This window comes from Dermacoccus sp. BD5 (assembly GCF_044878485.1).
Classification (GTDB): Bacteria; Actinomycetota; Actinomycetes; order Actinomycetales; family Dermatophilaceae; genus Dermacoccus; species Dermacoccus nishinomiyaensis.
Map to the genome: position 1 here is coordinate 1 of NZ_JANJER010000005.1, position 13,216 is coordinate 13,216.

At 68.0% G+C, this 13,216-nt stretch carries 16 protein-coding genes; 1 reads left to right on the forward strand and 15 read right to left on the reverse strand.

What is annotated here, in order from left to right:
* Positions 1 to 263: 263 nt before the first annotated feature.
* From NQ706_RS05280 to rplM, 4 genes are all read right to left on the reverse strand, one after another.
* The gene (locus NQ706_RS05280; protein ID WP_038567136.1) at positions 264 to 1,448 is read right to left on the reverse strand and encodes an aminotransferase class I/II-fold pyridoxal phosphate-dependent enzyme; all 1,185 of its coding nucleotides are present in this window, start codon (positions 1,446 to 1,448) and stop codon (positions 264 to 266) included.
* A gap of 161 nt (positions 1,449 to 1,609) precedes the next feature.
* A complete protein-coding gene (glmM, locus tag NQ706_RS05285) occupies positions 1,610 to 2,965 on the reverse strand; it encodes a phosphoglucosamine mutase (protein ID WP_038567134.1) in 1,356 nt (451 codons plus the stop codon).
* Positions 2,966 to 3,080: 115 nt separating this feature from the next.
* Entirely contained in the window at positions 3,081 to 3,590 is a 510-nt protein-coding gene (gene rpsI, locus NQ706_RS05290; protein WP_006946115.1) for a 30S ribosomal protein S9, read from the reverse strand.
* A gap of 31 nt (positions 3,591 to 3,621) precedes the next feature.
* Positions 3,622 to 4,071, reverse strand: a complete 450-nt coding sequence (gene rplM / locus NQ706_RS05295; protein ID WP_404360525.1) for a 50S ribosomal protein L13 — start codon at positions 4,069 to 4,071, stop codon at positions 3,622 to 3,624.
* A 285-nt stretch (positions 4,072 to 4,356) separates the two neighbouring features.
* Between rplM and NQ706_RS05300 the strand changes: the two genes are divergently transcribed.
* Positions 4,357 to 4,926 (forward strand): helix-turn-helix domain-containing protein, encoded by a 570-nt coding sequence (locus NQ706_RS05300; protein WP_038567131.1) that lies wholly within the window; start codon positions 4,357 to 4,359, stop codon positions 4,924 to 4,926.
* Between the two features lie 135 nt (positions 4,927 to 5,061).
* Here the strand turns inward: NQ706_RS05300 and truA are convergent, their stop codons facing one another.
* The 11 genes from truA to secY all read right to left on the reverse strand — a co-directional run bounded on the left by truA (position 5,062) and on the right by secY (position 13,020).
* Positions 5,062 to 5,910, reverse strand: coding sequence for a tRNA pseudouridine(38-40) synthase TruA (truA, locus tag NQ706_RS05305; RefSeq protein ID WP_038567128.1), 849 nt, complete (start codon positions 5,908 to 5,910; stop codon positions 5,062 to 5,064).
* Positions 5,911 to 6,000: 90 nt separating this feature from the next.
* On the reverse strand, positions 6,001 to 6,516 hold the full coding sequence (rplQ, locus tag NQ706_RS05310) for a 50S ribosomal protein L17 (protein WP_038567125.1): 516 nt from the start codon (positions 6,514 to 6,516) through the stop codon (positions 6,001 to 6,003).
* Positions 6,517 to 6,594: 78 nt separating this feature from the next.
* Positions 6,595 to 7,614, reverse strand: coding sequence for a DNA-directed RNA polymerase subunit alpha (locus tag NQ706_RS05315; protein ID WP_006946192.1), 1,020 nt, complete (start codon positions 7,612 to 7,614; stop codon positions 6,595 to 6,597).
* A gap of 155 nt (positions 7,615 to 7,769) precedes the next feature.
* A complete protein-coding gene (rpsD, locus tag NQ706_RS05320; RefSeq protein ID WP_006946058.1) occupies positions 7,770 to 8,378 on the reverse strand; it encodes a 30S ribosomal protein S4 in 609 nt (202 codons plus the stop codon).
* A 44-nt stretch (positions 8,379 to 8,422) separates the two neighbouring features.
* The gene (gene rpsK / locus NQ706_RS05325) at positions 8,423 to 8,830 is read right to left on the reverse strand and encodes a 30S ribosomal protein S11 (RefSeq protein WP_006946182.1); all 408 of its coding nucleotides are present in this window, start codon (positions 8,828 to 8,830) and stop codon (positions 8,423 to 8,425) included.
* 65 nt (positions 8,831 to 8,895) lie between these two features.
* Entirely contained in the window at positions 8,896 to 9,270 is a 375-nt protein-coding gene (rpsM, locus tag NQ706_RS05330) for a 30S ribosomal protein S13 (RefSeq protein ID WP_006946278.1), read from the reverse strand.
* Positions 9,271 to 9,537: 267 nt separating this feature from the next.
* Positions 9,538 to 9,651: a 50S ribosomal protein L36 gene (gene rpmJ / locus NQ706_RS05335; RefSeq protein ID WP_006592630.1), complete on the reverse strand. Its 114-nt coding sequence runs from the start codon at positions 9,649 to 9,651 to the stop codon at positions 9,538 to 9,540.
* A gap of 88 nt (positions 9,652 to 9,739) precedes the next feature.
* A complete protein-coding gene (infA, locus tag NQ706_RS05340) occupies positions 9,740 to 9,961 on the reverse strand; it encodes a translation initiation factor IF-1 (RefSeq protein WP_006946284.1) in 222 nt (73 codons plus the stop codon).
* A gap of 217 nt (positions 9,962 to 10,178) precedes the next feature.
* Entirely contained in the window at positions 10,179 to 11,129 is a 951-nt protein-coding gene (locus tag NQ706_RS05345; protein WP_038567122.1) for a M24 family metallopeptidase, read from the reverse strand.
* Entirely contained in the window at positions 11,129 to 11,707 is a 579-nt protein-coding gene (locus tag NQ706_RS05350) for an adenylate kinase (RefSeq protein WP_038567119.1), read from the reverse strand. The genes NQ706_RS05345 and NQ706_RS05350 overlap by 1 nt, the downstream gene beginning before the upstream one ends.
* On the reverse strand, positions 11,707 to 13,020 hold the full coding sequence (gene secY / locus NQ706_RS05355; protein WP_006946158.1) for a preprotein translocase subunit SecY: 1,314 nt from the start codon (positions 13,018 to 13,020) through the stop codon (positions 11,707 to 11,709). Before secY ends, NQ706_RS05350 begins: the two co-directional genes overlap by 1 nt.
* Positions 13,021 to 13,216: the final 196 nt, after the last annotated feature.

Genomic DNA, 13,216 nt, shown 5'->3' on the forward strand with positions numbered 1-13,216 from the left:
CCGCGCGCCGGGCGGAGCGCCCCCCCCCCCCCCACCCCCGCGTCCCCCCGCCCCCCCCCCCCCGCGCGCGCCGCCGCGCCCCCGCGCCCGCGCGCCGCCGCCCGCGCACTCGGGCTCATCTGAGCCCAACGACTCGCGGCGGCGCGTCAGGAGACCAGGGGGTTCCTGACGCGCCGACGTGCATCCCACGAACAGTAGGGCCCGAGCGACCGGCGCCGTCTGACGTAGCCGGCACGACTGGTGCACCGCAGGACGTCACAGCGTCATGACGAGCTACCGACGAACCTCACCATCCGGTCGAACGCCTCGTCGAGCTCATCGCTCGCGACAGCGAGGCTCATCCGCATGAACCGGTGCCCGTCGACGGGGTCGAAGTCGATCCCGGGGGTGATGGCGACGCCCGTCGCGGCGAGCACGTCGGCGCACCAGCGTGCGGAGTCGTCGGTGAGGTGCGCGACGTCGCACCAGGCGTAGAACGCGCCGTCCGGTGGCGCGTAGGTCGTCACCCCGATCTCGGGAAGGCGCCGCTGCACCAACTCACGATTGCGCCGGTACGTCTCGACGTGCTCCTCCAGCTCACCGCGTGCCGCCTCGCCGAGGGCCGCGAGCGCCGCATGCTGTGACACGGCCGGCGGGCAGATCGTGAGATTCGAGGCGAGAATGGCGACGCGTCGGCGCAGGTGCGCGGGCACGAGCATCCACCCGACGCGCCAACCCGTCATCGAGAAGAACTTCGACACCGAACCGATGACGGCGCCCTGGCGCGACGTCTGCCACGCGCTCGACGTCGCGCGCCCGAACGAGATGCCGTGGTAGATCTCGTCGCTGACGAGCAGCACGCCGTGCGCGTCGCACCAGCGCGCGATGGCTGCGAGTTCGTCCGCGTCGATGATCGTGCCCGTCGGGTTGGCGGGGCTCGCGACGACGAGCCCCTTCGGCGCGGCGCCGCGCGCGACACGTTCCGCCTCGAGCATCGCGACGGTGGGTTGGTAGCGCACCTCGGCGCCGCACGCGAGCTCCACGACGGACGTCCCCAGCGCCCGCAGCGTGTTGCGGTAGGCGGGGTAGCCTGGGCGGGTCATCCACACCTCGTCGCCGCCGTCGAACGCAGCGAGGAACAGCAGCGTGAACGCGCCCGACGACCCGGTCGTGACGATGACGTCGTCAGCACTCACGTCGTCGACGCCGAGGTCGCGGTGATACGCGGCGATCGCCTCACGCAGCGGCCGGATGCCGACCGTCTCGGTGTACCCGAGCGCATCGGCCTCGATCGCCGCGGCAGCCGCCTCCCGGGCTGCGCGCGGCGCGCCCGTCGAGGGCTGGCCGGCGCACAGGCTGATGACGTCGCCGTGCGTACGCTGACGTTCCGCTGCCGCGGCGAGCACCTCCATGACGTGGAACGGCTCGACGTCGCTGCGTCGACTCGGCTGGGCGGCTGGCAGGCTCATGCCTGCCACTGTGACACACCCCGCACGCGTGACGGCCGTCGGCGCTGTCCGTCAGCTCCCGTCGACAGCTCGCCGGGCCACCACAGACTGGGAGGCACACGACTGCGCCCAGATGCACCCGGGTGCATCTGGGCGCATGACGAAAGCGCGCAGCCGGCAGTTCAGTCGATCGACAGCTCGCGCTTGACGACGTCGGCGAGGTGCGTCGCGACGGCCTGCGCGCGTTCGGCGGTGTCGGCCTCGACCATGACGCGCACGACCGGTTCGGTGCCCGACTTGCGCAGCAGCACGCGCCCGGCGCCGGCGAGGTCGCTCTCGGCGGCGCGCACAGCGGCCTGGACGCCGTCGTGCGAATCGACGGCCGACTTGTCGACGCCCTTGACGTTGATGAGCTTCTGCGGCATCCGCTGCATGACGGCGCCGAGCTGGGCGAGCGAGCGCCCACTCGAGGCCACGCGGGCAGCAAGGAGCAGGCCCGTGAGCACGCCGTCACCGGTCGTGCCGTGGTCGAGTGCGATGACGTGCCCGGACTGCTCGCCCCCGAGCGAGTACGACCCGCGGCGCATCTCCTCGAGCACGTAGCGGTCGCCGACACCGGTCTGCTTGACGGCGATGCCCTCGCGCTCCATCGCCTTGATCATGCCGAGGTTGCTCATGACCGTCGCGACGAGCGTGTCCTCGGCGAGCACGCCGCGCTCCTTGAGGTCGAGCGCGAGGATCGCCATGATCTGGTCACCGTCGACCACCTCACCCGTTCCGTCGACGGCAAGGCAGCGGTCCGCGTCACCGTCGAAGGCCACACCGAAGTCGGCTCCATTCGCGACGACCGCTTCCTGCAGCTTCTCCAGGTGCGTCGAGCCGTAGCCGTCGTTGATGTTGAGCCCGTCCGGCGTCGCACCGATGACGACGACGTCCGCGCCCGCGCGGCGGAACACCTCGGGCCCGACGACGGAGGCCGCGCCGTGCGCGCAGTCGACGACGATCTTGAGGCCCTCGAGGCGGTGCGGAAGCGCGCCGAGCAGGTGACCGATGTACTTCTCACCGCCCTCGGCGTAGGGATGCACACGACCGACCGACGCACCCGTCGGACGCTCGTACTCCTCGTGCAGGTGCGCCTCGATCGCGTCCTCGAGCGCGTCGGGCAGCTTGTGGCCGCCGCGGCTGAAGAACTTGATGCCGTTGTCTGGCATCGCGTTGTGCGAGGCCGACAGCATCGCGCCGAGGTCGGCGTTCATCGTCGCCGTCAGGTAGGCGATGGCCGGCGTCGGCAGCACGCCCGCGTCGTAGACGTCGACGCCCGCGCTCGCGAGCCCGGCGACGGTGGCCGCACCGAGGAACTCCCCCGACGCGCGCGGGTCGCGTCCGACGACGGCGACAGGACGCTCGTGATCGGCCGAGACCTCCCCGGCCTCGACGAGTACCCGTGCTGCTGCGACGGACAGCCCGAGTGCGAGCTCTGCCGTGACGTCCTGGTTGGCGACGCCACGCACACCGTCAGTGCCGAACATGCGGCCCATGTGCCCCTCCTGAGGTCTTCGGAATCTCTCTCCACAATACGCGGCGGTACGCGAATCGCTCCGCACCCGGCGCATGGGCCGGATACGGAGCGATTCGAGCAGTGCAGCGCGTGGATCAGCGCTTGCTGAACTGCGACGCCTTGCGGGCCTTCTTGAGGCCGGCCTTCTTGCGCTCCGGAACGCGTGCGTCACGCGTGAGGAAGCCGGCCTTCTTGAGGATCGGACGGTTCAGCTCTTCGTCGACGCCGTTCAGCGAACGGGCGACGCCGAGGCGAACGGCACCGGCCTGGCCCGAGGGGCCACCGCCGTGCACGCGCACGAGGACGTCGTACGCACCGTCCAGCTCGAGCACCGTGAGGGGCTCGTTGACGATCTGCTGGTGCACCTTGTTCGGGAAGTACTCCTCGAGGGTGCGGCCGTTGATCTTCCACTCGCCCGTACCGGGGACGATGCGGACGCGGGCGATGGCCTGCTTGCGGCGGCCGGTCGCGGCGCCGGGCGCGGAAGCGGACGGGCGACGAACCTCGCCGTTCTCGCCGACGGGGCCGGTCGACTCGCTCGTGTATTCGGTCAGCTGCGGCTCGTCCGTCTCGAGGACGTCGAGCTCAACGTTCTGGTCTGCCACGGTTCTCCTAAGAATTCAGCAGCGCGCGCGATTACTGCGCGACCTGGGTGATCTCGAACGGCTTGGGCTGCTGCGCGGCGTGCGGGTGCTCGGCACCGCGGTACACCTTGAGCTTGGCGATCTGGGCGCGGCCCAGCTTCGTCTTGGGCAGCATGCCTCGGACGGCCTTCTCGACGGCCTTCTCCGGGTCCTTCGCCATGAGCTCCGTGTAGGAGGTCGAGGTCAGACCGCCGGGGAAGCCCGAGTGACGGTAGGCCTTCTTCTTCTCGAGCTTGGCGCCGGTGAGGGCGACCTTGTCGGCGTTGATGATGATGACGAAGTCACCGGTGTCGATGTGCGGCGCAAACGTGGGCTTGTGCTTGCCACGCAGCAGCGATGCAGTCTGGGACGCGAGGCGACCCAGAACGACGTCGGTGGCGTCGATGACGTGCCAGGTGCGGTCAGCCTGAGACGACTCCTGGTTGGGGGTGAACGTACGCACGGTCGTTCCCTTCGTTCTGTCGTTGACGATGGGCGGCCACTTCGTGCGCGGTCACCGCCCGGGCGACAGCCCGCATGCGACCAGCTGCGACGAAGCAACAGTCATCCAGTCTACGGCAGATGCACACCCGGTCGAAATCGTGCAGTCATGACGTATCCCCTTGCGCCGCAATGTCTTTCACGGATCGCCACACCCGTTGATCGACGCCCTCCGGGTCGATCGCACAACAATTGTGCAAAATGGGCGCCTCCGTCGTCGCGCCATCGACTCCGGTAGCCTCGGGCCATGAACACGGCCGCGGGCAGCGACCCCTACCGCGTCATCGCCCATCCGATGCGTTCGCGCATCCTCGCGCACCTGCGTCTGCACGGCGGTTCGACGTCTGCCGAACTGGCCCGAGCCCTCGGCACGCACACCGGGGCGACGAGCTACCACGTGCGCGTGCTCGAGAGCGCAGGCCTGGTCGAGGACACCGGGCTCGGCAACGCCAAGACGCGCGTCTGGGCTCTCGTCGACGAATCGGACGACACCGATGACGCGAACGCCGGCGATGCCCTCGAGTTCCTCGACGACGCCGACGCCGAAGACGCGCGCTGGCTTGAGCACGACTTCATCACGCACGTCAGTGAGCGCGCCCACGCCTGGGTCGACGAGCAGGACGCCTGGCCCTACGTGTGGCAGGACGAGTGCCGCGCGTTCGACTCCCCCGTCCTCGTGAGCGAGGAGCAGATGAGCGCTCTGCGCTCCGAGATGGAGGCGCTTCTTGCGCGGTATCGCCGAGCCGGCGCAGGCACCCCGGGTGCGCGACGGGTCGCCGTCACCGTCGTCCCGCTGCCGTTGCCGAACGTCACGTGAGCACCGGCCCAGGCGAGCTCCATGACCGGCCGATGAATGCGAGCGAACGGGCCGAATCCACGCGTCCTGACACTCGCGTCCGGCCACTCCGCTCGTATTCACCGCGCTGACGTCGAGGCAGCGGTCGCGATGGGCTCAGGTTGCCCCATCGAGGTCAGCCGCCGAACGCATGACGCGCGACGCCGCATCGCGCGCCGCGAACTGATCGGGACTCGGGTAGCTGACCTCCTCGAGGCACAGCCCGTGCGGCGGCATGACGACGACGCCCGGGTCGCGTCGCCCCGCAGTCAGTACCTGCGCGGGCCAGTCGATCGGGCGACGCCCCTCCCCCACCGGCACGACGCCGCCGATGAGGGCCCGCACCATCGAGTGGCAGAACGCGTCGGCCTCCAACCGCGCGGTGAGCACGCCGTCCGCCTCGCGCGTCCACGCGTAGTCGAGCAGCGTGCGGATCGTCGTCGCACCCTCGCGGGGCTTGCAGTAGGCCGCGAAGTCGTGCAACCCGACGAGCAGGGCCGACGCGGCGTTCATCGCGTCGACGTCCAGGTTTCGCTTGACGACGACGGTGTCGCGCCGGCGAAGCGGGTCGAGGCGCGCCGCATCGTCGAGCAGGCGATAGCTGTAGCGGCGCTTCAGCGCCGAGAAGCGAGAATCGAAACTCGCGGGCTGCTCACTGGCGGCCTTGACGACGACGTCCCCCGCCAGGACGCCGTTGAGGCGCGTGACGAGCGCCTGCGCGGGCGCACGCTCGCTTCGCCCCGGCAGCGCAGCCCACGCGTCGGCGTCGATGTCGCCGTGGCACACCCCACCGCGCGCGTGGACGCCGGCGTCGGTGCGCCCGGCCACCGTCAGCCGGACGTCGTCGCGGCGCAGGACGCGCGTGAGCGCACCCGTCAGTTCTTCCTCGACAGTGCGACGTCCGGGCTGGCGGGCCCACCCCGAGAAGTCGGTGCCGTCGTAGGCGAAGTCGATCCTGAAACGCATGCCGCCCAACTTATCCCGCGAACTCGACCACGGACGCGACGATGCCCGCCTCCCCTGAGGGGGAAGCGGGCATCGTGCGTGACAGGTCGATCAGGCGTCGCCGTCAGCCTTCGAGGCACCGCCGGACGTCTCCGTCGCGGCAGGGGTCTCGGGCGTGACGTCCGCTGCCGGAGCGGCCGCAGCGTCTTCCTTGACCGCGCGCTTCGTGGCGGCCTCGGCCTCCTTGACCGTCGACTGCTTCGCGGAGTAGGCCTCGCGAACCAGTTCGATGACGACCATGGGGGCGTTGTCGCCCTTGCGCGGCGCGATCTTGGTGATGCGCGTGTAGCCGCCGGGACGCTCGGCCATGTCGGGTGCGATCTCCGTGAAGAGACGGTGCACGGCCGACTTGTCCGAGATCTTGCGCATCACGCGTCGACGCGAGGCGAGGTCGCCGCGCTTGCCGAACGAGATGAGGCGCTCGGCGTACGGACGCAGGCGCTTGGCCTTCGCCTCCGTCGTCGTGACGCGGTCGTGGGTGAACAGCTGAGTGGCCATGTTGGCCATGATCAGCCGCTCGTGCGACGGGCTGCCGCCGACGCGGGCGCCCTTCGTGGGGGTAGGCATGTTTTCTCCTTGGTCTACCGGTCAGCTGCGAGAATGCTCAACTCAGCGAGCAGGCTCACCGCTGTACCGAAAAGCTGCTCAGTACTGCTCGTCCTCGGCGAGGTCCGCGCCGTCGGCGTCCTCGTCGTAGCGGTCGGCGATGACGCTGGCGTCGAACCCGGGCGGGCTGTCCTTCAGCTGAAGGCCCATGTCGCGCAGCTTGTCGGCGACCTCGTGGATCGACTTCGAACCGAAGTTGCGAATGTCGAGCAGGTCGGCCTCGCTGCGGGACACGAGCTCACCCACGGTGTGGATGCCCTCGCGCTTGAGGCAGTTGTAGGAGCGGACGGTGAGGTCGAGGTCCTCGATCGGCAGAGCGAGGTCCTCGGCGAGCGCTGCGTCGGTCGGGGACGGACCCATGTCGATGCCCTCGGCCTCGACGTTGAGCTCGCGCGCGAGACCGAACAGCTCGACGAGCGTGGAGCCGGCCGAAGCCATGGCGTCACGCGGGGCCATCGAGTTCTTCGTCTCGACGTCGACGATGAGCTTGTCGAAGTCGGTGCGCTGCTCGACACGCGTGGCCTCGACCTTGTAGGTCACGGCCAGCACCGGCGAGTAGATGGAGTCGACCGGGATGCGGCCGATCTCCTGCTCCGCCGACTTGTTCAGCGCCGCCGAGACGTAGCCGCGGCCGCGCTCGACCGTCAGCTCCATCTCGATGCTGCCCTTGTCGTTCAGCGTCGCGATCTCGAGGTCGGGGTTGTGCACCTCGACACCGGCCGGGGGCGCGATGTCAGCAGCGGTGACGACACCCGCGCCCTGCTTGCGCAGGTACATCACGACGGGCTCGTCGTGCTCCGAGGAGACGACCAGACCCTTGATGTTGAGGATGACCTCGGTGACGTCTTCCTTGACACCGGGGATCGTCGAGAACTCGTGCTGGACGCCGTCGATGCGGATGCTGGTGACGGCGGCACCCGGGATGCTCGAGAGCAGGGTGCGGCGGAGCGAGTTGCCGAGCGTGTAGCCGAAACCCGGCTCCAGGGGCTCGATGACGAACCGCGAACGGCTCTCGGAAACCACGTCCTCGGAGAGCGTGGGGCGCTGTGCGATGAGCACTCTCGTTGTCCTTTCCTACGGCGACCACTATTTGACGCCGGGTGAACGAGCAGGAATCGAGTCCTGCGCCGGTGCGAGCTCTGTCTCTCGGACCGGCAGGTGGAAGGTGGCGCCTCACGCGGCGCGAAGCGCCACCTTCCGATGCGAAGCTCGGATCAGTTCTTCGAGTAGAGCTCGACGATGAGCTGCTCGGTGAGCTGGCTGTCGATCTGCTCGCGCGTCGGGAGCTGGTGGATCAGCACCTGCAGCGTGCCCGGGACGACGTGCAGCCACGCCGGAACGGGACGCTCGCCGAACGTCTCGCGAGCGAGCTGGATCGGGAACGCCTCGCGCGACTTCTCACGGACCGTGATGATGTCGTACTGCTCGACGCGGTAGGACGGGACGTCGACGCGCACGCCGTTGACCTCGAAGTGACCGTGCGTGACGAGCTGGCGAGCAGCGCGACGCGTGCGGGCGAGGCCGGCGCGGTAGATGACGTTGTCCAGGCGGGACTCGAGGATGATGAGCAGGTTCTCACCGGTCTTGCCGGGGCGGCGCGCCGCCTCCTTGTAGTACCGGACGAACTGCTTCTCCATGACGCCGTAGGTGAAGCGGGCCTTCTGCTTCTCCTGCAGCTGGTGGAGGTACTCCTTCTCCTGGATTCGACCGCGGCCGTGCTGGCCGGGCGGGAAGGGGCGCATCTCGAAGTTCTTGTCACCACCGACGAGGTCGGTCTTGAGTCGACGCGACTTCTTGGTGATCGGGCCGGTGTAACGGGCCATGTGGGGTGTCTCCTAGTTCGTCTTCGTTCGCGGTGTCTGGGTGATCAGACGCGGCGACGCTTGGGCGGGCGGACGCCGTTGTGCGGCGTGGGCGTGACATCGCTGATCGCGCCGACCTCGAGGCCGGTCGCGGTGAGCGAGCGGATGGCGGTCTCACGACCGGAACCCGGGCCCTTGACGAAGACATCGACCTTGCGCATGCCGTGGTCCATGGCACGACGCGCAGCGGCCTCGGCGGCCATCTGCGCTGCGTAGGGGGTCGACTTGCGGGAGCCCTTGAAGCCGACCTGGCCGGCGGACGCCCACGAGATCACGGCACCGGTGGGGTCCGTGATGGAAACGATGGTGTTGTTGAACGTGCTCTTGATGTGGGCCTGGCCCGCAGCAACGTTCTTCTTCTCCTTGCGGCGCACCTTCTTGGCGCCCGCGGCCATACGGCTCTTGGGAGGCATAGTTCGAATCTCCTGTTTCGACGCTCAGTTGAGGAAGTAGTCGTGATCAGCCGAAGCTGCTCGACTCACTTGGCCTTCTTCTTGCCGGCCACGGTGCGCTTCGGGCCCTTGCGGGTACGAGCGTTCGTCTTGGTGCGCTGACCGTGCACGGGCAGGCCACGGCGGTGGCGCAGACCCTCGTAGCTTCCGATCTCCACCTTGCGGCGGATGTCGGCGGCGATCTCACGGCGCAGGTCACCTTCGAGGCGGAAGCTTGCCTCGAGGTGGTCACGCAGCTTGACGAGTTCTTCCTCGGTGAGGTCGCGGACGCGCGTGTCCGGGTTGACGCCGGTCGCGGCCAGCGTCTCCTGGGCACGGGTACGCCCGACGCCGAAGATGTAGGTGAGGCCGACCTCGACGCGCTTCTCGCGCGGCAGGTCGACACCGATGAGACGTGCCATGTGTTCTCCTGATCATGAGCGGAGGTCTGGGGCAGCACCGTTCCCGCTATGGCGTGAGCCTCGATGCTCGTGATGAGCGGTGGGACTCGCGGGTCCTCGGCCTCCGCGCCGAGGGTGACGTCCACTGGCGTGTCTCTGGATCAGATCGCTCTGAGAGATCTCGACGATTCATTCTGTCGGATCCTCGTCAGAGCCCAGTGGGGCCGGGTGCTGCAGTTTTCATGTGTTGCGTCCTGGCGAAGACGCTGTGAGCTGGTGCTCGGTGGATCAGCCCTGGCGCTGCTTGTGGCGCAGGTTCTCGCAGATCACCATGACTCGGCCGTTGCGGCGAATCACCTTGCACTTGTCACAGATCTTCTTGACGCTCGGCTGAACCTTCATCTGCCTGCTGTCTTGTCGATCGCGCTCTCGACACACCGACACGCTGCGACCATGCGGACGCAGCGCGGGGAGCGAGAACTGGGTTGAATCAGCGGTAACGGAAGACGATACGGCCGCGGGTCAGGTCATAGGGCGAGAGCTCGACGACGACCCGGTCCTCGGGGAGGATCCGGATGTAGTGCTGACGCATCTTGCCCGAGATGTGAGCGAGAACCTTGTGACCGTTCGTGAGCTCGACCCGGAACATCGCGTTCGGGAGAGCCTCGACGATCGTGCCCTCGATCTCGATGACACCGTCCTTCTTGGCCATAGCCTCCGCATTTCGCTGCACGAAACCGTCCCGGATGGACGGAATCTGTTGGCCGGCCTGCCCGGTCGCGTGACGCTGAGCGCCACATACCACGACAGACCGTCCCTCAGTCTACGAGACGCGCTCGGCTTCCCCAAATCGCATCGACCCGCCTCCGTTCCGATGAGAGGGGCTCGAGCGTTGGGGGACCCGGACGGCGTCGCGTCCGCGTGGGCCCTCAGTCGTCCAGGCCGCCGTACAACCCGAGCGGCTCGAGACGCGAACGTCCGCCGTCCTGCGCCGTCAGCACCCACAGGCCCTTCTCCGTCACCGCCACGGTGTGCTCGAAGTGCGCGGCGAGGGAGCCGTCGTCGGTCTTGACGGTCCAGCCATCGTCGAGCTCATGCGTCTCGTACGTGCCGAGCGTGACCATCGGCTCGACGGCGACGACGAGACCAGGCTTCACCTTGGGGAGCCGCTCGTTGACGTACTCGTTGTAGACCGTTGGATCTTGGTGCAACTCACGACCCACACCGTGGCCCGTGTAGCCGTCGACGATCTCGAAGCTGGGCATCTCCGGCGGCAACCCCGCGAGGCGCTCCGGAGCGTTGAACTCCTCGAGCAGGTCTTGTACGCCCTCACCGACGTCGTTGAGGCGCTCGCCCACCTGAAGCGCCTCGATGCCGGCCCACATCGACGCCTCGGTCGCGAGCACGAGAGCGCGGCGCGGGTCGCCCTGCGCCCACGCCACGACACCCTCTCGTCTGATCGCCGGCTCATCACCCGCGTGACGCGCCGCCACGCGCTGCGCCGAGCTCGCGTCGTCCCTCGCCGCCCCGACGACGAACGTCAACGCCGAGTCGCCGTGCCACCCGTCGACGATCGCTCCGCAGTCGAGCGAGACGACGTCGCCGTCTTGCAGCACGCGCTCCCCCGGGATGCCATGGACCACCTCGTCGTTGACGGAGATGCACAGCGTCGCGGGAAAGCCGTTGTACCCGAGGAACGACGGCGTCGCACCGCGTTCGAGCATGTGGGCGTGGGCGATGGCGTCGACGTCCTTCGTCGTCATGCCCGCGCGCGTTCCGAGTGCCGACGCGCGAAGCGCCGAGCCGGTCACGAGACCGGCCCGGCGCATCGCGCGGATGTCGTCACTCGACTTGAGATCCAGTCGGGTGCGTCCGAACATCAGTTCTTCGCCGCGACCTCGTCGAGTGCCGCGCCGATCCGCGCCTCGACCTCGTCGATCGAGCCCATGCCGTCGACCTGGACGAGGAGGCCACGCTCGGTGTAGGCGGCGGCCAGCGGCGCCGTCTCGCGCACGTAGAGCTCCTGACGCTCGCGGATGACCTCTTCGGTGTCGTCCGCACGGCCCGACGTCTCGGCGCGCTTGAGCAGGCGCTGCACGAGCTCCTCGCCATCGACGGTGAGTTCCAGGGCCGCGTCGAGGGCCTGGCCCTTCGCCGCGAGCATCTCCTCGAGCGCGACGACCTGGCCCGCGGTGCGCGGGTATCCGTCGAGCAGGAAGCCGTTCGCGGCGTCCTTCTCGTCGAGGCGGTTCTTGACGATCTCGTTCGTGATCTCGTCCGTGACGTACCCACCGGAGGCCAGGATGTCCTTGACCTTGAGGCCGAGCTCGGTCTCGTTCTTGATGTTGGCGCGGAAGATATCGCCGGTCGAGATGTGCGGGATGCCCCGGCTTTGGGCCAGACGTTCCGCCTGCGTTCCCTTGCCTGCCCCGGGGGGTCCGAGAATGATGAGTCGCATTACCGCAAGAACCCTTCGTAGTTGTGCTGTTGCAGCTTGGAGTCGACCTGCTTGACGGTCTCCAGACCCACGCCGACGAGGATGAGGATGGACGCGCCACCGAACGGAACGTTCTGGTTCGCGTCGAAGAGCGCCAGCGCGATCAGGGGTAGCAGCGCGAGGAACGCGATGTAGATCGCGCCGACGGTGGTGATGCGCGTCAGGACGTAGTTGAGGTACTTGGCCGTCGCGGAGCCGGCGCGAACGCCCGGAATGAAGCTGCCGGCCTGCTTGAGGTTGTCCGCCACCTCGTCGGGCTGGTAGGTGATCGACACGTAGAAGAACGTGAAGAACAGGATCAGGACCGTGTAGATCGCCATGTAGACGGGGTGGTCGCCGCGCGCCAGGTAGGTGTTGATCCACTGCGCCCACCCGGGCGGATTCGTCTTGTTCGCCGCGAACTGCGAAACCATTACGGGCAGGGAGAGCAAGGACGTCGCGAAGATGATCGGGATGACGTTGGCCATGTTGACCTTCAGCGGGATGTACGTCGTCGTCCCGCCGTAGGAGCGACGTCCGACCATGCGCTTCGCGTATTGGACGGGGATGCGTCGCTGGCTGTTCTCCACGAAAACGACGGCGGTCGTCACGGCCAAGCACATGATGACCACGGCGATGAAACGCCCCCAGCCCTGGTTGTGGATCGCCCACAGACTCTGGGGCACGCGAGCGGCAACGGCGGTCAGGATGAGCAGCGACATACCGTTGCCGATACCCCGTTCCGTCACCTGCTCACCGAGCCACATGATGAGGCCGGTGCCGGCCGTCAGGGTCAGAATCATGAGCAGGACGGTCGGGATCGAGTCGTCCGTCATGATCGTCGAACACGTGGTCGGGCTACCACCGAGAATCGTCCACGGGCTGCGAGCGGCAGTGATGAGCGTCGAACTCTGCAGGAGCGCTAGCGCGATCGCGAGATAGCGGGTGTACTGCGTCATCTTCGCCTGCCCGCTCTGGCCCTCCTTCTTGAGGGTCTCGAAACGCGGGATGACGACCGTCAACAACTGGATGATGATCGACGCGGTGATGTAGGGCATGATGCCGAGCGCGAAGATCGACAGCTGGAGCAGCGCGCCACCCGAGAACAGGTTCGCGAGCCCGAGGAGGCTGTTCGAACCACCGGCCGCGGCCTGACACTTGGCCACGAGATCGAAGCTGATCCCCGGTGTCGGAATGTGCGAACCGAGCCGGAACAACGCCATGATGGCCAGCGTGAACAGGATCTTGTTGCGCAGTTCGGGCGTCCGGAAGGCGCGTCCAAAACTGGTCAGCACAAAAACCTCCTGAGCCGTGACGCGTCACGGCTGAATACGTAAAGGGCTTGCCGGGTGGCCCCGACGACGGCGTCGCACCCGACGCGGGCGACCACCGTCAACGAATAGACGATACCCTCCCCCGCGCCCCGACGACGAAAGAACCCCGCCGGGAGCACCACATCGTGGCACCCCGGCGGGGTCCTGTCTCAGACGC